The sequence below is a fragment of the Massilia antarctica genome (assembly GCF_015689335.1).
GTDB classification, from domain to species: Bacteria; Pseudomonadota; Gammaproteobacteria; order Burkholderiales; family Burkholderiaceae_D; genus Telluria_A; species Telluria_A antarctica.
Map to the genome: position 1 here is coordinate 655,906 of NZ_CP065053.1, position 18,612 is coordinate 674,517.

An 18,612-nucleotide genomic window follows, 5' to 3' on the forward strand; every position below is an offset into this window, starting at 1 on the left:
TCAGCCGACCTGCTTTGCATAGCGCCATGCGATAATCCTGTCCATGTCCAGTACCGTCGCCAGCGCCCTCAAGAACAAAGTCTCCGTCACCACCGAAAAAGGGTTGGGGCGGGCCCACGACATCCTGCGCGCGGCGCGCACCGTGCTGGCGGCCGAGGGTTATGCGGGGCTGTCGATGCGCAGGGTGGCGCTGGAAGTGGGCATGAGCCTCTCGAACGTGCAGCACTACTATCAGAGCAAGGATGCGCTGCTCGAAGCGCTGCTGCTCTATACGATGGACCTGTTCCAGTCGAAGATGGATTCGATTTCGGCGGCCATGACGAGCGCCTCGCGCCTCGACCAGTTCTTCTCGACCTGCGACATGTTCCTCGACGAGATCACCGACCCGGTCACGCATGCGATCTTCTTCGAGATCTGGGCCCTGGCGTCGCGCAACGCCTTCGCCTCGAACCTGATGGATACCATGATGGCGCGCGAGCGCAAGGCCATCTTCAAGCTCATTCGCGGCCTCAATCCCGCCATCGGCGACGATGAATACCGCCAGCGCGCCATTCTGATGGTGGCGCAGATCGAGGGCTTGATGCTGTTCCGGCTCGATAAGGCCGGGCGGCGCGCCGAATTCCTGGCGGTGCGCGCCTCGGTGCGCAAGGTGCTGCTGGCGCTGGCCACGGTGCCATAGCCGTCTTTACAGAGGCGTGTCGCCTATACTGGGGGCTCCGTCCAGCGCGAGGAGAGCGTCCGCATGCATCACAACATCAGCCTGATCACCACCATCGCCGCCGCACTGGGCTTCGGCCTCATCTTCGGCATGATCGCCGTGCGCTTCAAATTGCCGGCGCTGGTCGGTGCCTTGGGCGGAACAGGCCCCGATGGCGGCGGCGCTGGCGCGGACGCGAACATCTGGAAAACCCTGGGTCTCACCCTGGGGCAGGTTGCCGCTTTCATTGTGTTCATGCTGGTGGTCGGGCGCAAGCTGTTCCCGTGGTTCTTGTGGCGCGTGGCGCGCACCGGGTCGCGCGAACTGTTTACCTTGGCCGTCGTCGCCACGGCGGTGGGCATCGCCTACGGTTCCTCTGAGCTGTTTGGCGTGTCGTTCGCGCTGGGTGCGTTCTTTGCCGGGATGGTGCTGCGCGAGTCGCCCCTGAGCCACCGCGCCGCCGAGGAGTCGCTGCCGCTGCGCGATGCGTTTTCGGTGCTGTTTTTCGTCTCGGTCGGCATGCTGGCCGATCCAATGGTGCTGGTCGAGAGCCGGCTGCGGGTGCTGGCGGTGGTCGGCGTGATCATGTTCGGCAAGTCGCTGGTGGCGTTTGCGCTGGTGATCGCACTGCGCTATCGGCTCAATACCGCACTGACGGTGTCGGCCAGCCTGGCGCAGATCGGCGAGTTCTCGTTCATCCTGGCGGCGCTGGGCATGTCGCTCGGGCTGCTGCCGAAAGAGGGGCAGAGCCTGATCCTGGCCGGGGCGATCATCTCGATCGCGCTCAATCCCCTGCTGTTCAAGGCGATCGAGCCGCTGCAGCGCTGGTTGCGCGGCAAGTCGGATTCGGCGCGCAAGCTGGAACGCTCGGCCGATCCGCTGGCCGAGCTGCCGATGTCGGTGCCGCAGGAGCGCCTGAGCGGACAGGTGGTGCTGGTCGGGTACGGGCGGGTGGGACGCATGATCGCCGATTCACTCATGGCGCAGGGTGTGCATATCGTGGTGGCGGAGCAGAACCGCGAGCTGGTCGACCATCTGCGCAAGCGCGATATCGCTGCGGTGGCGGGCAATGCGGCCGACCAGGCGGTGCTGATCCAGGCACATATCGCGCGCGCGGCCTTGCTGGTGATTGCCACGCCCGATACCTTCCATGTGCGCGCCATGATCGAGACGGCGCGCGCGCTCAATCCGGCGATTCGCACCCTGGTGCGCACGCATAACGAGGAAGAGGCGGAGTTGCTGCGCAAGGAGACGGGCAGCCAGGTGTTCGTCGGGGAGCGCGAGCTGGCGCGCAGCATGGCGGAGCGGATCAGCATTGAACTGGCGGGGGTGAGGCCTGGGCACGGGGAACATTAAGCGACCACCCACGTCGTTCCCGCGCAGGGCTAGGCGCGGGAAGTCGTTTCTGGCAATGCCAGGAACGACGGTCTTTGTCTTAACGGTACTAAAAGACGTGCTTAAACCGCCGCAGCCTCGGTACACAACTTCAGATTCCCCAAGCGCTGGCTGGCCACATGAAACGCCAGCAGATCGCGGCGCTCTTCCAGCAGCGCGAACACGGCATCCTTCGACAGTACGTACTGGTCGAGCAAGGTATCCTTGAGCGACTCGATCACGGCCTTGTAATCGCGGATCGCGCCCAGGGTGTAACTGTATAACTCGTCCGACTTCTCTTCCACCTGGCGGATCGTGTGCTCGCCGCTGCCTTCGTGCTTCAGCTGCGTGTAGTCGATCTTCGAACGCGAATACATCGACAGGCGGTTGACCATCAGGTTCAGCATCTTGGTCGCCTTTTCGATGTCATTCTGGCTGCCCACGGAAATCCCGCGCGCACCGTAAAACAGCTCCTCGGCCGCGACGCCGCCGTACAGCTGGATCACGTCCTGTTCCAGTTCTTCCAGGGTGCGCAGCGAGACATCGTCGCCCGATTGCAGCACATACCCCAGCGCGCCGAGCTTGGACACCGATTCGGTGCTGATCTTGAGCAGGTGCGATTTTTCCTTGACCTCGGCCAGGGTCATGCCCTGACGCAGATACGGGTCGATCTGCATGAAGAAGTGTCCCAGTTCGTGCAGCGCCACCCTCTCGCGCTGCTTGTGCTTTTCAGCCGTGGTGGCGCGGTCGGTCAGGCCCAGGGTGGCGCGTTCAAACGCGCGGAACATCAGGTCGGTGTTGATGATCGCCTTTTCCTGGATCGAGATCATGCTGGCGCGTTCGACCACGGTTTCCAGCAGCGCGGGACTGAGGTTGGCGGTCATTTCGGCGACCTGGCCCAGATCGAGGTCGTTCCAGTCGACCAGGCCATCCTTCTTGCGGCCCAAGAAATTCTTGAGCAGCGCACCGCGCTCGCCCTTGTTCGGCAGGCGGAAGTTGATCTTGACCGAGAAGCGGCGCAGCATCGCTTCATCCATCTCGACCGAGGCGTCGTCGAAGTTCGAGGCCACCACCCAGATCACGCCCGCGCCCTTGTCGCTCTTGACGCCATCGAGCAGGCCCAGGAGCGTGTTGGCGGTGTCGTCTTCCCATTTCTTCTCGCCGCGGCCGCGCGGCATGAACAGGGTTTGCGCTTCGTCCAGGAAGATGATGCAGCTGCCGCGCGCGCACGCCTTGCGGTACAGCGCATTGAGCGCCTTGGAACCGCCGCCCACGTAGCCCGATTCGAGCGCCGAGCCGGATGCCTGGATCAGCGGCACATTGAGTTTCTTGGCCAGGTAGCCCACCAGCTTGGTCTTGCCGGTGCCGGCGGGGCCGGTCAGCATCACGTTGAACGGCTTGTCGATGTTGTGCGACTTGTATTCGCTGCGGTTGCGGATCATGTCTTCCAAATGCAGCACTTCCTGCTTGATGTCGTCCATGCCGATCAGGTCATCCATGCTGCCTTTGAGCTTGTCGGGCATGATGACGGCGGCGCTCATGCCCATGCCGGGAATGCCGAACTTGATCGCGTAGATAATCAGCAGGATCAGGAAGATATCGAGCGCGTGGCGCTTGAGGAAGGCGATCGCTTCGGCGCTGGCGGCGTTCTGGCCTTCGTCGAGCAGGGCCGCCTTGTGCGAAGCCAGGTAATCTTCCTTGGCGATCGAATACGGAATGGCGTTCTTGAGCAGTACTTCGCGCTCCAGGCTCAGGTGCGAGGTGCTCGGCACCTTGACCACGTGCAGCTGGGGCGCATCCTTGAACTTGAAGATGTAGCGAGGCGACTCCGACAGCGGCTTGGCCACCATCAGGTATTCCAGCTTGTCCTTCTGCGATGCGAGCGCGGTGATGCGCGAGATGTCTTGCGAATGGACCAGCGGGCTGGTGTCTTGCACCACATCGGCGTTGTAGATGGCCAAACCGACCAGCAGGACGAACAGGAGGCCGGCGACTATGCGCACGTAGACATTCTTGAGGGCGAGCTGGAGCTTGGCAAGATTGGGCATGTGGTTACTCTATGAATGGTGGCTGCGGACGGAATTACTATGCAAACATCGTTTCTGCCGCGCGATGACGGGGAGCGGCAGTGACAGCGACGTTCGATATCTGGACCATGACAATTTCCGCAAACCATGTGGCCAATCGATGTCGCCTGACGGTACAGCTGCATGCCGGGCGACGTGGCACCGGCATGTTCCTTTGCCATCGATTTAATGCCTGAGAGCAATAGGATAGAGGAACTATACCGCCAAAAAAAAGCCAGGTATACCTTGATCTGCTGAAAAAATTTTGCGACGCAACACCTCTGATCAACTCGACAATGCGTCTTGCGGTGGACCTGAGCAAGCTCAAGGCGAGCCAGGAAAATATGTGTATGTTCGTAACATTTCGTATCAGCCCTTGATGGTAAATCGCGATCATTAGATGATCCTTAAAACCCACGAATGGATGTGTGCTATGCGTCGACTCCTTGCTTACTTCGCCGGCCTGTTCGGCGCCCGCTCCCTGGCCGAGGACGACCACCTGACCGGGGCGGTGGACCTGTCGGATGCCGCTTACTGCCTGGGACTGCTGCCGCGCGACGGCGAGCAGTAGGCGCCGGTCGACCCTCGTGTCCTTTTAACAGTTTTCTTGCATTTTGCGGCAGTGCAGCATTCGCCAGGAAATGTCAATTCCTCTAGACAATAAAACATCAAAAAAACGACGTTTAGAGAGGAATGGCTTGGAAATCGGCGGTGAGCGTGGTTAAATACGGAGCTGGATGATTCGCATTTACTGCTCATCTGGTTGCAATGCAGCATGAGTAATCGTGGGCTTGCGAAAACCAAAAAGAAGAGGAAACACCGTGAAAAAATACGCAGTCGCAACAGCTTTCATGCTTGCCCTGGTCGCTACCGCACCGGCCAGCGCTATCGAAGTCGTGGACAACGCACCGGCGCCAGCCGCCCAGACGGTGATCAACCCGCAGATGAGCGCCATGGAAATGGCCTTGATGCCCGCCCCGCAAATGTCCGAATTGCCCGAGCCTGAAGTGTTCGCCATGATGCTGCTCGGTCTGGTGCTGATCGGTTACCGCGCGCGTCGCGAAAGTGGCGAGAAGTTCCGTTAATCACAGAATCGCATCGAACGATCCCGCCGCGCGCGGGATTTTTTTTGCCTGCCTGCCCTGCCGCCTCACCCCTTGAGGCAGTCCGCGCACAAGGCCTGGAGCTTGCAGACGGTATTCCAGTTACGCGCGGTCAAGCCATCGCCCAGCAGCTTGCCCATCGCCACGGCGATTTTGCTGTCCAGCACACCGTCCGGACACCACAGGTAAGCCGCCTGTTCCGCCACGGCCAGTTGTTCCGGCGCCCAGTGCGTCGCTGCCGCCAGCGGCGCCAGCACAAGCGGCGCGCCCGGGTCGCTGAACACGAACACCAGCAGGCGCGCATGGTCGGTCGCCACCGGCAGCAGGGGATTGGCGGCGACGATGCGGTCGAGCTCGTCGCTGACGAGCACCATCACCCGCGCCGCCACCCCCAGTTTGAGCACCAGCGCGTCCTGGATCAGGGCCGCCAGCGCCGCCGGGGTCTGGCGCGGGGCGCTGAACACCACATTGCCGCTATTGAGAAGGGTGCGCACCTCGGTGCAGCCCAGTTCGCCGACGAGCTGGCGCAGGTCGGCCATGGCGATACGCTTGGCGCGGCCGACGTTGATGCCGCGCAGCAAGGCAATGTAGCGTTGCCGGGTCATGGCTTATTTGAGCAAGCCTTCGTCGCGCAGGGCCTGCTGCACCATGGGCCGCTCGCCCACCCGCTTCTGGAACGCTTGCACCAGCGGAAAGGCCGACATGTCGAACTTGAGCACATTCGCCCAGTTCAGCACCGTAAACAGATAGGCGTCGGCCACGGTGAACTGGGCGCCGGTCAGGTAATCGCGCCCCTTGAGCATGCGTTCGACATAGCCGAAGCGCGCGGTCAGGTTGGCGCGTGCGTAGCTGCCGAGCTCTTCGCCCACATTGGGACGGAACAGGGGGCTGAAGTTCTTGTGCAGCTCGGTCGAAATAAAGTTGAGCCACTCGGCCAGCACATAGCGTTCCGGGGTGCCGGCGGCGGGGGCCAGCTTTTTCTCGGGAGCCAGGTCGGCGAGATACTGGACGATGGCCGGGCCTTCGGTCAGCAGCATGCCCTGGTCGGTTTCCAGGGCGGGCACGTATCCCTTGGGATTGATGGCGCTGAAGTCGGCACCGCTGGCAGTGACCTTCTTTCGCAAATCCACGCTGTCGGTCGTGAATGCCAGTCCTGCTTCGAGCAGGACGATATGGGGAGAGAGGGAGCAGGCACCGGGACTGAAGTACAGTTTCATGATGATCCTTTGAGAGGCAGATGGGCGCGGCCGGCGTGCAAAGGCGCGCGGACAAGGCGACACCCGCCGGGGGCGCCGCCGAAGAATGGCAAGCGTACAATAAAACGAGCGCTCACGCTTGGGCACGCGCAAGGGTGGCGCTCAGGGCGGCTCAGTCGCTGCGCCTGTCCCGGCGCCCGCGGCGCTCATGCGCGCACATCCGGCGCCGGGGCCGCGGCCGGGGCCGCGAGCGCGGCCGGCCCGGCCCCCGTATCCCCATCGACCGGGGTCACGCGCGGAATGCGCAGGGTGAAATGGGTGCCCTGGCCCAGGGTGCTGCTCACCGCGATGGTGCCGAGGAACTGCTTGACGATCAGGTTGTACACGATATTGAGGCCCAGCCCGGTGCCGCCCTGGCCGCGCCGGGTAGTGAAAAACGGGTCGAAGATGCGGTCGAGCACGTCCGGCGCGATGCCCCTGCCGTCATCCTTGACGTGCAATTCCACGACGTCGCCGTCGAGCCGGGCGCTGATCATGATTTCGCCAGCGGTATCGACCTCGAAGGCATGCTCCACGCAATTGAGGGTCAGGTTGGTGATGACCTGGGCAAAGGCGCCCGGATAACTGTCGAGCATGATCTCTTCCGGACAGTTCAGCACCAGCGAGATCGGGGTTTTCTTGAGCTTGGGCTGCAGGCTGGAGACGATTTCTTCGATGTATTCGTGCAGGCCGAAGGGGCGGCGCGCCTCGCTGGTCTGGTCGACCGCGATCTGCTTGAAACTGTGGATCAGGTGGGCCGCGCGGTAGGCATTGTTCATGATCAGGCGCGCGCTTTCGCTGGCGGTCTCGATGTAGCGCAGGATGTCGGATTTTTTCAGGCCGGCGCCGTTGACCGCCAGTTCCAGCTCGTCGGTGGCAGCCTTGAGCACCGAGGCGCTGGTCAGGGCGATCCCGACCGGGGTATTGATTTCATGGGCGACCCCGGCCACCAGGCTGCCGAGCGAGGCCAGCCGTTCAGCCTGGAGCAGGGATTCCTGGGTCTGGCGCAAGTCCTGCATTGCCTGGGCGGTCTGCTGGGCCGAGCGGCGCGCCGCATCCTCGGCTTCGCGGATGCGCCCGATGGTCGATTTCAGGCGGCGCTGGATCTGGTTGAAGCCGCGGATCACGTCGCCGAGCTCGTCGCGCCGGTTCTCGGGCAATTCCTCGACCTCGTCGGTGCCGCGCGTGGCCAGGTCGAACAGGCCGTCGCGCAATTGCTTGAGCGGCTCGAACACCACCCGCAAGGAGAGCGCCAGCGCCGCCACCAGGATCAGGTCGAGCAGCAACACCTCGATCACCTTGCGCATCAGTTCCGACGCGAGGGCATGGTCGATCTGGGCACGGCTGAAATTGATCACCACCCGGCCCACCGAGACCGGCTTGATCGAGGCGCTGGCCGGGCCGCCTTCGAGAAATACCAGCGGCGCGTCGACCGCCTGGCCGGCCGGTTCGGGGGCGTGCTCGACCGTGACCAGCTTGCCGTCGGCCGCGCGCAGCTTGCCGGCGAACAAGCCGACCGAGCTGTCGTAGACGCGGATCGCCACCACTTCCGGCGGCAACATTTCCGCCTCGACGATGCTATCGACCTTGGACTTGTCCAGGTCCCACAGGGCCGATGGCAGGCTGATCTGCAAACGGGTGATCACGCCCTTGCGCAGGCGCTGGTTGCTTTCTTCCAGCGCCTTGCCCAGCGAATACTGGGTATAGCTGCCCGAAATGCTGAGCACCAGGGTGACGATCACCACGAATAGCAGCTTCAGCCGGCTTTGAATACTGAACATCCGATTCCTCCCGATAGCCAGCGTACGCGCGCAACGCATCTCCGACTGTACGGTAAGCCCTTCTCATTGGCAAGAAATTGAGGTGGGGACCTGTGCAAAGTAAAGGTTTTTGCGTGGCGCACGGCCGGATCAGCAATGGTAAGATCGTAGCATTACGAGGGAGGATGCCCTATGAGCGCAGCTTACCAGCACCTGGCCCTGGCCGACGTGGAGCCGGGAATGGTTTTGTCCGACGAACTGCTCGACCGCCAGGGGCAAGTCCTGCTGCCCAAGGGGGCCATACTGACCGACCGCACCATCGCCTTGCTGCCAAGCCACGGCATCGATGCCGTGCCCGTGCTGCGCAGCGCCGGCGCGGCCCCGCCCCCGGCCCGTTGCGCGCCCGACCTGGCCGCCAGCGGGCAGCGCCTGGCCACCTTGTTTCGCAAACACCAGCCGGAAGACACCCACGACTGGGCCACCAGCGCCCTGCGCCGCTACGTGGAAGATTACCGCGCCGCGCGCGAGGTCGCCTTATGAGCGCCATCGTGCTCGATGACGTGCTGCGGCGCCTGGCCGACCTGCCCTCCTTGCCGGCCGTGGTCATGGAACTGCTCACCAGCATCGACCAGGAAGACATCGACATCGCGGTGCTGGCCAAGAAAGTCTCGCACGACCAGGCCCTCACGGCCAAGACCCTGCGCCTGGCCAATTCCTCGCTGTACGGCTTGCAGGTGCGGGTGACCACCATCCAGCAGGCGATCACCTACCTGGGCTTCCAGACCACGCGCAACCTGATCACCGCCTCGGCGCTGACCGGCTGTTTCGCCGAGGGCCGCTGCCCCGCCTTCGACCACAAGGCGTTCTGGCGCCACTCGATCGCCACGGCCGCGTGCGCCAAGGTGCTGGCGCGGCGGGTGCGCTTCAATCAGGATTACGCCTTCACCGCCGGGCTGCTGCACGATATCGGGCGCCTGGTGCTGGTGAGCAGCTATCCTGATTTATATCAGCAGGTCATGGAATACCGCGCGGCCAAGGACACCTACGTGCAGGACGCGGAGCTGGCGGTGATGGGAGTAGACCATGTGCTGGCCGGCGTGGCGCTGGCAGAACACTGGAATTTTTCGGATACGATGAAGATGGCGATCGCCTTCCATCATGATCCCGGCGCCCCTGACGCGGGTTTGCTGGCCACCATCGTGCATGTGGCCAACGCCATCGTCCATGCGCTCGACCTGGGGCGCGAAGACGACGATCTGGTTCCCGCCGTGTCGCCGGTTGCGTGGACCGCACTGGGACTGAACGAAGAATGCTATCTGCAAGTGTTCCGTGAAACCGAACTGCAGTATGAAGAAATCACGATGATCCTGATGGGCTGACCGACCCGCCTCTGCGTGCAGAGGCGGCAATCAGGCGCCCCGTTCCAATGGCATGACAGCTGACACCGCCATGCCGGAGGACTTAGTGCGCATAGTTTCCGGACGTCGATGCGTCTGGTGGCGTGCCTTTTTCCTCGGCCGCTTTGGGACGGCCTTGGGCATCGGACAGGCGATACTTGGTGCGGCGGTCGCCCATCAGGTCGCGCAGGTCGCGGATGCTCATGCCGGTCACTTCGTGCATGCGGATCAGGAGCGAGGCGCCGACCGGCAGGCGGTGGTGGCGGATCTTGCTGATGACCGGCGGCGCAACTTCGAGCATGCGCGACAAGGCTGCATCGTTTTTCAGCTGCATTTTGCCCAGCAGAATGTCGAGCAGGTGGTTGGGGTTATAACTTTCCTGTGATGCCAGAGCATGGTGTGCCATGATTTACCTCGTGGTGAGTGGTTGAAATAATGCCGTTACGAACTATGTTAAAGACCCATACACGTCTTAATAAGTTCCCGGAAAAATCGCCCTTGAGCGTGATTAAACAGAATAAATCTGATAACTGGCTTAAAAGCACGTTTTCCGGATCGTATGCGCTCTGCGCTACTCACTTCCAACGCACTTGAATTGCAAACTAATTATGAGACTCATATGCCTTTAGTACAACTTACTCGCGCATAGGTGACATTGTTCGAAATCAAGGTATCCGCCGGAAAGCTTGTCACATAGTCATTTCAACACAGGGAGACAAATTGTGGCGCACGCAAGAACATTTCGTGTGCTCAGTTCGTTTGTCAGAATACTGTCGGAACTCATTGATTTACATGAAGAAATAGGTAGTGTGCAATGAAGCAATTGTGAAAGATTATTGTGCGAAATTTTTCCCAAGGATATGCAAGAGTGACGGGTGGCTAGCTCGACCGTTGATTGCGCGCAATGAATGGCCGCCCGGCAGCGTTGTTGTCGCGCGGGAATGGCCGCCCACGCTGATTTACGATAAACTGTCAACCCCGCCTGAATCCAGGCTGCAGCGCCACGTTGATCATTCCATGCAGAAAAAAATCTTCATCAAAACCTTCGGTTGCCAAATGAACGAGTACGACTCGGACAAGATGGCGGACGTGCTCGGCGCTTCCGATGGCCTGATCCGTACCGACACACCGGAAGACGCCGATGTGATTTTGCTCAATACCTGCTCGGTCCGTGAAAAAGCGCAAGAAAAAGTCTTCTCCGACCTCGGCCGCCTGCGCGAGCTGAAACTGGCCAGGCCCGACCTGGTGATCGGGGTCGGCGGCTGTGTTGCCTCGCAGGAAGGCGCCGCCATCGTCAAGCGCGCGCCCTATGTCGACATGGTGTTCGGCCCGCAAACCCTGCACCGCCTGCCGCAGATGCTGCGCGCGCGGCGCGCCAGCGGCGACGCCCAGGTCGACATCAGCTTTCCCGAAATCGAAAAATTCGACCACCTGCCGCCGGCCAAGGTCGACGGCGCCTCGGCCTTCGTCTCGATCATGGAAGGCTGCAGCAAATACTGCAGCTACTGCGTGGTGCCCTACACGCGCGGCGAGGAAGTCTCGCGCCGCTTCGAGGACGTGCTGACCGAAGTGGCCGGACTGGCCGCCCAGGGCGTGAGGGAAATCACCCTGCTCGGCCAGAACGTGAATGCCTTCCGCGGCGTCATGGAAGGCGGCGAGATCGCCGATTTCGCCCTGCTGCTCGAATACGTGGCCGACATTCCCGGCATCGAACGGATCCGCTTCGTCACCAGCCACCCGAAGGAATTCACCCAGCGCCTGATCGACGCCTACGCCAAGATCCCGCAGCTGGTCGACCACCTGTACCTGCCGGCCCAGCATGGCGCCGACAACGTCCTCGCCGCCATGAAGCGCGGCTACACCGGCCTCGAATACAAATCGATCATCCGCCGCATCCGCGCGGTGCGCCCGAACATGTCGATTTCGTCCGACTTCATCGTCGGCTTCCCGGGCGAAACGCAAGCCGACTTCGACACAATGATGAAACTGATTCTTGATGTCGGCTTCGACACCAGCTACAGCTTCATCTTCAGCAAGCGTCCCGGCACCCCGGCCGCCAACCTGGCCGACGACACGCCGCACGACGTCAAGCTGGCGCGCCTGCAGCAGTTGCAGGCGGCGATCGACGCCAACACGCGCAAGTACAGCGCCGCCATGGTCGGCAGCGTGCAGCGCATCCTGGTCGAAGGTCCGTCCGTCAAGAACGCCGCCGAACTGCAGGGCCGTACCGAAAATAACCGGGTCGTCAATTTCGCACCCGGCATCAATGCGAGCGCGCTGATCGGCCAGATGGCCGACGTGCGCATCACCGAGAGTTTTAACTACACCCTGCGCGGCGAACTCGTTGCGCGCGGTGACACTTTAGCCTGCGCCAGTTGAAAACCAAGACACCTATCCAGCCTCACTACTTCATCCCCGAACCGCTCGACAACACGCGCCTGGCCCACCTGTGCGGACCGCTCGACGAGAACCTGCGCCAGATTTCGTCGGCGCTCGACGTGACCATTTTCCGGCGCGGCGAAAAATTCATCGTCAGCGGCCATAACGCCGAGCACGCGGTCCGGATCCTGGAACGCTTCTACGAGGTCGCCAACAAGATCGTCCCGATCGAGGAAGTGCAGCTGGCGCTGGTCGAACAGCGTTCCGGCCTGCACAAGCAGCAAAGCCCGGACAGCACCCCGACCGAAGCGCTGCCCGACATCGAAATCAACAGCCCGGTGCTGAAAACGCGCCGCCACGACCTGCGCGGGCGCACCCCGCACCAGATCCAGTACCTGCGCTCGATCCTCGACCACGACATCAGCTTCGGCGTCGGCCCCGCCGGTACCGGCAAGACCTACCTGGCGGTGGCCTGCGCGGTCGATGCGCTCGAACGCGACGCGGTCAAGCGCATCATCCTGACCCGCCCCGCGGTGGAAGCGGGCGAACGCCTGGGCTTCCTGCCGGGCGACCTGACGCAAAAAATCGACCCTTACCTGCGCCCCCTGTACGACGCCCTGTACGACCTGCTCGGCTTCGACCGCACCCAGAAGATGTTCGAAAAACAGGTGATCGAGATCGCCCCGCTGGCCTACATGCGCGGGCGCACGCTCAACCACGCCTTCGTCATTCTCGACGAAGCGCAGAACACCACGGTCGAACAGATGAAGATGTTCCTGACCCGGATCGGCTTCGGCAGCAAGGCCGTGGTCACCGGCGACGTCACCCAGGTCGACCTGCACAAGACGCAAAAGAGCGGCTTGAGCGACGCCGTGCACGTGCTGAAAGACGTGCGCGGGATCGCCTTTACCCAGTTCTCCAGCGCGGACGTGGTGCGCCATCCGCTGGTGGCGCGTATCGTCGATGCGTATGAATCCGCCGCCTCGGTCGACGACCTGGTGGCCTTGCCGAAACCTGCCGCAGCCAAAAATGCCCGCAAAAAATAAGCTTTCCCTGTCTGTCCAGTATCCCGACACCCGCCTGCAGGAATCGATCACGCGCCCGAAGGTGCGGCGCTGGGTCCAGGCGGCGCTGTTCGCGCCAGCCGAACTGACCATCCGCTTCGTCGACGCCGAGGAAGGCCGCGTGCTCAATCGCGACTACCGCGCCAAGGATTACGCCACCAACGTGCTGACCTTCGCCTACAACGAAGGCGAGGACATCGCCGAGGATGAGCCGACCCGCGCCGACATCATCCTGTGCACCGACGTGCTCGAAAAAGAAGCGCTGGAGCAGAACAAAACCGTGGAAGAGCACTGCGCCCACCTGATCGTGCACGGCGTGCTGCACGCGCAGGGCTACGACCATGACGACGACGACGAAGCGACCGAGATGGAGCAGCTCGAAACCGACATCCTCGCCGCCCTCGGCTACGCCGACCCTTACGCCACCTGATTGTCCGCGTGGGCACGCCGTGTCCACGCATCGCCTTGCCTCAGGCGGCGCACAGCGTCCTATCCCCCCTATCGGCACATCCATGACTTCCTTCCTGTTCCTGCAGCGCTTCCACGACGGCAAGGTGGCGCCGATGCCTTACGACGATGTCATGACCTCGCTGCGGCGCCACGGCAAGGCGCGCCGCGGGCCGGCCGATACCGAAGTGAGCTTCGGCCCTGACAAGATCGCCGCCAGCTGCACCGTCATCGGCGACGCCGCCACGGGCGCCGCCTGCATCGCCTTCGAGCGCCCGCGCTACGATGCCGCCCTGCGCGCGCTGGCCTGGGAATGCATCGAGCGCTTCGGCTGCACCGTGTTCGACGACGCGCTCCACAGCGTCGGCACGCCGCCGGGCGGCCTCGATGCGCTGCCCCAGCCGCTGCGCGCCGCCTGCGCAACGGGAGCGCGCCAGGTCGCCGGCATCGCCCAACTGTGGTCGTACGACACCGCGCCGGGCGCGGGCGCCGTGGCGCCTGCGCTGCACTACCGTCATGCCAATGGGGCCGGACGCAGCATGCAGCTGTTCGACAGCATCGACAGCGACGCGCACCAGGTGGAGATTGTCCTGGGCATGCGTCCGCAAGCCTGCAACGGCGCCACCCTGCGCGTGCTGCGCAACCTCGAACTGCGGGTCGATTCGGCCCTCGGGGCCAATCCGGCATACCAGTGCGAGTACCTCCATGCCTACCTCGAGGTGGCGCGGCTGCTCAAAAGCTCGCCCGCGCTGGGCGTGCTGAAACACAGCGACAGCATCGACCATCCGTCGTGGAGCGAAACGGCGCCCTCGGCCGGCTTCGTCATGGACCGCGCGCTGTCCGCCAGCGCCGGCGCCGAGGCTGCGCGCCTGGCCACCCAGGTGCGGGAACGCTACGCCATTGACCTCGACCTGGGCGCCGCCAGCATCGACCTCCTCGCGGCGCTGCTCGACAAGGTGCATGCCATGGTCCGCCGCGAGCGCGCCAACCATGCGGCAGATACGCCCTACGTCAGCGCGCTCGCCGCCAGCTGGGCGGCCAAGGCCGGCAGCTACCTCGGCGCCGTCATTGCGCGCTGCATCGGCGCCCAGTGGGGATATTGCCTGCACGGCGCGCCATCCGAGCCGGCACTGCGCACGCATCGCGGCGGCATCTGCTTTCCGCACCTGCTGGTGCTCGACCACATCGTCAACGGCGCCAGCGACAACGTGGCCCAGCGCATGCGCCAGCTCACCCTGATCCACGCCTCGACCACCGCGCGCGCCGACGACGTGGCCGCCAACGTGCCCGCGCTGTGCCAGATGCTGCTGGCGCGCCTGCCGCACGCGCCGCTCGACTTCAGCCTGGCCTCCTTGCGCCATGTGGACGGCTATCTGGCACAGCGCAGCGCCATCGCGGCGCAGGATGAAGCGCGCATGATCATGGCCTGCGGCGCCTACCTGGGCGAAGTGGTGCGCACCAATGGCGCCACGCCGGACGCCTGGCAATGGACCAATTACGACGACGCCGCGGCGCTCCACCCGCGCTTCGCGCAGCAGCAGCCGCGCGAAGCGGGCGTGCGCGGCTTGCTCGACAGCGCCGCCGGCATGGCGTTTCCGCTGGCACAGGCGGCGCTGGCGTTGGCGGGCCAGGGCAAGCTGCGCGCCTACGCACGGCAGCTGATCCACGGCACCAATACCCCTGTACTCGGCCCGGACGAGATCAACGACTGGCCGTGCGACCCGGCCATGGCCGGCGTGCTCGACGACGTGCGCGCGGCCCTGATCCGCTGGCGCGGCGTCGCCAACAAGGGCGACTTCGAGGTCTTGCGCGGCGCCGATCCGGGCTGGCTGGCCGACGACCCGCTCGGCGTCATCCTCGAAGGCCAGCTGGACCTGCTGGCCAAGGGAACCGTTGTATGGGGCGCTCTGGTGCAAGCGAACAGCATGCTGTTCGAGCCGGGCGTGCACGACTGTCCTGGCGATCTGCTCTACAGCCGCGATCCGCATTTCGATAGCCGCCCCCAAGCCCTCAAACGCATCGCCCGCGCGGTGTCTTCGCACAAAAGCGAGACGGCGGCGGGTGCCTTCAAGATCATCGGCCGAAACCTTGCCGCAGAAACCGTTCGCACTTTCAATCTGCCCGTACCCGACCTGCTCACCGACCAGGAAGTGCTGATGTCGTCCTTCATGGCGTTCCGCAAACACCTGCCCGAGAGGATCCTCAGCGGCGCCTGGTTTCCGGTGCTGGTCCATCCCGGCGTGCGCGCCGTGATGATCGTGCCGAGCTGGTTCTGGCCGCTGCATCTGCTCGACATGTGGAACAGGGGTCAGCTCTATTAATCCGCCGCGTGTCACTTTAATGCCACAATGCTAACACTTTGATGGACCCGGCACAGGGCTCTGAAGTACCATACGGAAAAATATAAATCGCATGTACGGCGGCGCTGTTGCGCGGCACAGCATTTTTTCCTGGACCTTTGTGACCACTTTTCTTTACCTGCAGCGATTCGCCAACGGCGAACCCGCAGCCATGCCGTTCGATGTCCTGATCTCCATCCTCGCGCGCCACGGCAAACCCGGACGCGGTTTGCACGACACTGAAATCACCTTCGAAGCCGGCCGCACCGCCGCCGGCGCCACCGTCATCGGCGCGCGCACCGGCGGCGCGCTGTGCGTCGGCTTCGAGCGTCCGTATTTCGACGCGCCCCTGCGCGCACTGGTCTGGGAATGCATGCGCGAGCTGGCCTGCGTCGCCTTCGACGATGCCCTCGAGATGATCTACACGCCGCTGCATGGCGCGCACGGCCTGCCGCCGGCCATGGGCGCTGCCTGCGCCAACGGCGTGCGGCGCGTCGACAGCGCCCAGCAGCTCTGGCCCGACCAGCTCGAAGCGGGCATGCCGGCCCCGGAGCGCCCGGCCCTGCGCTACGCCAAGGTCAACGGCAACGGCCCGCACCTGCAGACGTTCGATCATGGCGACGCGGCGGCCAAAGAACTGTCGATCGAACTGGCGACGCGGCCCGAGGCATGCAACAGCGCCACCCTGCGCGTGCTGCGCAACCTGAGCGCGCGCGTCGACGCCGCGGTCGGCGCCAATCCCGGGTACCACCCGTTCTACCGCTTCGCGCATGACGCCAGTTCGCTGCTGTTCATGGAATCGGCGCCACTGGGTACGCTGGAGCACCGCGCCACCATGGTCAGCCCCGGCCCCGGCCTGAGCGCGCCCCTGCCCGGCTTTGCCAGCGACCGCGAGGTGTATGCCAGCGCCCACGCCGAACAGGCCAGGCTGGTCGCGTACGTGCACGACAAATACCGGATCGTCCTCGATGGCAGCAGCGTCAGCATCACCGCGCTGGCCGGCCTGCTCGACAAGCTGCACGCCTTCTACGTCAATGAACGCAGCAGGCAGCCGGCCAACGCCGCCTTCAGCAGCCCGATCGCCGCCAGCTGGGCGATGCGCGCCGGTTGCTACCTGGGTTCCGTGGTCGCCAGCCAGATCGGCGGCCAGTGGGGCTACGTCACGCGCGGCCAGCGGCGCCTGATGGTGGTGCGCACCCACCGCGGGCGCGTCTGCCACCCGCACCTGCAGGTGCTCGACCACATCGTCAACGGCCCCCGCGACAACGTGGCGCGCTGGTACGCGCAGCTGGCCGCGAGCGACGCCAGCGCCTGTGCGCGCGCCGACGACATGGCCTGCCGCATTCCGCGCCTGTGCGCCATGCTGCTCGGAGCGGGCGATTTTGCGGTCGGCGCCGGCCTGCCGCTCGACGCGCAGCTGGCGCGCGATCAACTCGACTACAGCTTCGCCTCGCTGCGCCCGCTCGAAGCCTGGCTGGGGCAGGTACGCCAGCGCCATGCGGCCGGCGAAGTGGCGGCGCCGCTGCTGGCGCGCCTGATCGACGCGGCCGGCGCCTATCTCGGTGAAGTCATCCGCGGGAACACGCCGGACGCCAGCCAGTGGCAATGGATGAACTACGACGACATGGTGCGCGCCCATCCCGCCTTTGCGCGCCAGCGCCCGCGCGCACGCGATTTCCTGGTTTTTCTCGACAGCGCCGAATACACCACCTACCCGCTGGCCAGCATCAGCGCCCTGCTGACCGACGCCCGCGCCGAATCGCTGCAGGACTACGCGCGCAAGCTGCTCCCGCACGGCGCTGGCGACGGTGCCCATCCGCTGGCGCCAGACGATATCGAACAATGGCCGGCCGAGCCGAAGATGGCGATGGCGCTCGACCAGATCCGCAACGCCGTCATGAAGTGGCGCCGCACGGCCACGTCGGCCGACTACGACAACATGTACGCAGCCAATCCGGGCTGGCTGGGCAACGACAGCCTGTCCGAGATCTTCCGCCGCCAGCACTTGCTGCTGGAAAGAGGCATGGTGGTGTGGGCGTCGCTGGTACAGGCCAACAACGCGCTGTTCTCCGAAGGACCGCACGACATGCCGGCGCTGCTGGCGTACAGCCTTGACCGCCATTTCGAAGCGCGCCCGCAAGCCCTGCAGCGCGTCGCGCAGGAGCTGTTTGCGTACAAGGGCAAGGATGTACCGGCGCCGCTGCAGCATATCGCCACGTGCCTTGCCAATGAACTGCGACGCCCGCAGGACCTGGCGGTGCCGGACATGCTCACGCGCCGCCGCGTGATGATCTCGGCCTTCCTGGCGGTGCGCAAGCACATGCCGGCCGACGTGATGCAGGGCGCGTGGTTCCCGGTGCTCACGCATCCCGACACCTTGTGCCTGATGATCGCGCCGCGCCAGTTCTGGCCGCAGGAACTGGTCAGCGCGTGGACGTCGGGCGCGATGGTGTAGTGCACCTCCTCCGTCGCCCCCGCCCGCCTCCCGTCGCCCCGCCCGCCTCCCCGTCGCCCCCGCCTGCGCGGGGGCGACGGGGATGGTCGTGCGGGCCGCGGTGGCCGCAGCGGGAGTCGTGGTAGTTGCGGTGGTGGTGGCGGTCGCGCGAGCGGCGGTGAGGCTCGCGCGAGCGGACAGTGATGCTCGCGCGGACGACGGCTTGACGCCACACATGCATACCTCCACTGCGCTTAAAAAACAGGCACTGGCGCTTTTGGTGTATCCTACGCCTATCGCAACAACGGCTCACGCCA

Annotated in this window: 15 protein-coding genes and 1 pseudogene; 11 read left to right on the plus strand and 5 right to left on the minus strand. The window is 64.1% G+C overall.

Annotated elements, in window-relative coordinates; all coding sequences use genetic code 11:
- The first annotated feature begins 43 nt into the window (after positions 1–43).
- Both IV454_RS02895 and IV454_RS02900 read left to right on the plus strand, forming a co-directional pair.
- Positions 44–679: a TetR/AcrR family transcriptional regulator gene (locus tag IV454_RS02895; RefSeq protein ID WP_206090191.1), complete on the plus strand. Its 636-nt coding sequence runs from the start codon at positions 44–46 to the stop codon at positions 677–679.
- A 132-nt stretch (positions 680–811) separates the two neighbouring features.
- Positions 812–2,053 (plus strand): annotated as a pseudogene (locus tag IV454_RS02900) (cation:proton antiporter domain-containing protein); the annotation flags it as partial.
- A gap of 101 nt (positions 2,054–2,154) precedes the next feature.
- On the opposite strand, the gene IV454_RS02905 reads toward IV454_RS02900, so the two are convergent.
- Complete coding sequence (locus tag IV454_RS02905; RefSeq protein ID WP_206090194.1) at positions 2,155–4,119, minus strand: AAA family ATPase; 1,965 nt, start codon at positions 4,117–4,119, stop codon at positions 2,155–2,157.
- Positions 4,120–4,570: 451 nt separating this feature from the next.
- On the opposite strand from IV454_RS02905, the gene IV454_RS02910 reads away from it, so the two are divergent.
- Together IV454_RS02910 and IV454_RS02915 are read left to right on the plus strand one after the other, a co-directional pair.
- On the plus strand, positions 4,571–4,708 hold the full coding sequence (locus tag IV454_RS02910) for a hypothetical protein (protein ID WP_206090196.1): 138 nt from the start codon (positions 4,571–4,573) through the stop codon (positions 4,706–4,708).
- Positions 4,709–4,958: 250 nt separating this feature from the next.
- Positions 4,959–5,222 carry a PEP-CTERM sorting domain-containing protein gene (locus tag IV454_RS02915; RefSeq protein ID WP_206090198.1) on the plus strand — a complete coding sequence of 88 codons (264 nt, stop codon included), beginning with the start codon at positions 4,959–4,961 and terminating at the stop codon, positions 5,220–5,222.
- A gap of 65 nt (positions 5,223–5,287) precedes the next feature.
- Here the strand turns inward: IV454_RS02915 and IV454_RS02920 are convergent, their stop codons facing one another.
- The 3 genes from IV454_RS02920 to IV454_RS02930 all read right to left on the minus strand — a co-directional run bounded on the left by IV454_RS02920 (position 5,288) and on the right by IV454_RS02930 (position 8,256).
- Positions 5,288–5,845, minus strand: a complete 558-nt coding sequence (locus IV454_RS02920; protein ID WP_206090200.1) for a DUF1697 domain-containing protein — start codon at positions 5,843–5,845, stop codon at positions 5,288–5,290.
- A gap of 3 nt (positions 5,846–5,848) precedes the next feature.
- Complete coding sequence (gene gstA, locus IV454_RS02925) at positions 5,849–6,457, minus strand: glutathione transferase GstA (RefSeq protein ID WP_206090202.1); 609 nt, start codon at positions 6,455–6,457, stop codon at positions 5,849–5,851.
- A gap of 185 nt (positions 6,458–6,642) precedes the next feature.
- The gene (locus IV454_RS02930) at positions 6,643–8,256 is read right to left on the minus strand and encodes a sensor histidine kinase (protein WP_206090203.1); all 1,614 of its coding nucleotides are present in this window, start codon (positions 8,254–8,256) and stop codon (positions 6,643–6,645) included.
- A 171-nt stretch (positions 8,257–8,427) separates the two neighbouring features.
- Here IV454_RS02930 and IV454_RS02935 point away from each other — a divergent pair, with 171 nt between their 5' ends.
- A complete protein-coding gene (locus IV454_RS02935; RefSeq protein WP_206090205.1) occupies positions 8,428–8,775 on the plus strand; it encodes a hypothetical protein in 348 nt (115 codons plus the stop codon).
- On the plus strand, positions 8,772–9,614 hold the full coding sequence (locus IV454_RS02940; RefSeq protein ID WP_206090207.1) for an HDOD domain-containing protein: 843 nt from the start codon (positions 8,772–8,774) through the stop codon (positions 9,612–9,614). Before IV454_RS02935 ends, IV454_RS02940 begins: the two co-directional genes overlap by 4 nt.
- Positions 9,615–9,696: 82 nt before the next feature.
- On the opposite strand, the gene IV454_RS02945 is transcribed toward IV454_RS02940, so the two are convergent.
- Positions 9,697–10,038, minus strand: coding sequence for a hypothetical protein (locus tag IV454_RS02945; RefSeq protein WP_206090209.1), 342 nt, complete (start codon positions 10,036–10,038; stop codon positions 9,697–9,699).
- A 611-nt stretch (positions 10,039–10,649) separates the two neighbouring features.
- Between IV454_RS02945 and miaB the strand changes: the two genes are divergently transcribed.
- From miaB to IV454_RS02970, 5 genes are all read left to right on the plus strand, one after another.
- Positions 10,650–12,011: a tRNA (N6-isopentenyl adenosine(37)-C2)-methylthiotransferase MiaB gene (gene miaB, locus IV454_RS02950; RefSeq protein ID WP_206090211.1), complete on the plus strand. Its 1,362-nt coding sequence runs from the start codon at positions 10,650–10,652 to the stop codon at positions 12,009–12,011.
- Positions 12,008–13,057, plus strand: coding sequence for a PhoH family protein (locus tag IV454_RS02955; RefSeq protein WP_206090213.1), 1,050 nt, complete (start codon positions 12,008–12,010; stop codon positions 13,055–13,057). Before miaB ends, IV454_RS02955 begins: the two co-directional genes overlap by 4 nt.
- Positions 13,041–13,505 carry an rRNA maturation RNase YbeY gene (gene ybeY / locus IV454_RS02960; protein ID WP_206090215.1) on the plus strand — a complete coding sequence of 155 codons (465 nt, stop codon included), beginning with the start codon at positions 13,041–13,043 and terminating at the stop codon, positions 13,503–13,505. The genes IV454_RS02955 and ybeY overlap by 17 nt, the downstream gene beginning before the upstream one ends.
- A gap of 82 nt (positions 13,506–13,587) precedes the next feature.
- Positions 13,588–15,843 (plus strand): hypothetical protein, encoded by a 2,256-nt coding sequence (locus IV454_RS02965; RefSeq protein WP_206090217.1) that lies wholly within the window; start codon positions 13,588–13,590, stop codon positions 15,841–15,843.
- 139 nt (positions 15,844–15,982) lie between these two features.
- Positions 15,983–18,316, plus strand: a complete 2,334-nt coding sequence (locus IV454_RS02970; RefSeq protein WP_206090218.1) for a hypothetical protein — start codon at positions 15,983–15,985, stop codon at positions 18,314–18,316.
- The last annotated feature ends 296 nt before the right edge of the window (positions 18,317–18,612 follow it).

Coding starts and splice junctions, on each gene's coding strand:
- IV454_RS02910 (WP_206090196.1), top strand. CDS start 4,571: ATGCGTCGACTCCTTGCTTACTTCGCCGGCCTGTTCGGCGCCCGCTCC.
- IV454_RS02895 (WP_206090191.1), top strand. CDS start 44: ATGTCCAGTACCGTCGCCAGCGCCCTCAAGAACAAAGTCTCCGTCACC.
- ybeY (WP_206090215.1), top strand. CDS start 13,041: ATGCCCGCAAAAAATAAGCTTTCCCTGTCTGTCCAGTATCCCGACACC.
- IV454_RS02945 (WP_206090209.1), bottom strand. CDS start 10,038: ATGGCACACCATGCTCTGGCATCACAGGAAAGTTATAACCCCAACCAC.
- IV454_RS02940 (WP_206090207.1), top strand. CDS start 8,772: ATGAGCGCCATCGTGCTCGATGACGTGCTGCGGCGCCTGGCCGACCTG.
- IV454_RS02935 (WP_206090205.1), top strand. CDS start 8,428: ATGAGCGCAGCTTACCAGCACCTGGCCCTGGCCGACGTGGAGCCGGGA.
- miaB (WP_206090211.1), top strand. CDS start 10,650: ATGCAGAAAAAAATCTTCATCAAAACCTTCGGTTGCCAAATGAACGAG.
- IV454_RS02905 (WP_206090194.1), bottom strand. CDS start 4,119: ATGCCCAATCTTGCCAAGCTCCAGCTCGCCCTCAAGAATGTCTACGTG.
- IV454_RS02965 (WP_206090217.1), top strand. CDS start 13,588: ATGACTTCCTTCCTGTTCCTGCAGCGCTTCCACGACGGCAAGGTGGCG.
- gstA (WP_206090202.1), bottom strand. CDS start 6,457: ATGAAACTGTACTTCAGTCCCGGTGCCTGCTCCCTCTCTCCCCATATC.
- IV454_RS02920 (WP_206090200.1), bottom strand. CDS start 5,845: ATGACCCGGCAACGCTACATTGCCTTGCTGCGCGGCATCAACGTCGGC.
- IV454_RS02930 (WP_206090203.1), bottom strand. CDS start 8,256: ATGTTCAGTATTCAAAGCCGGCTGAAGCTGCTATTCGTGGTGATCGTC.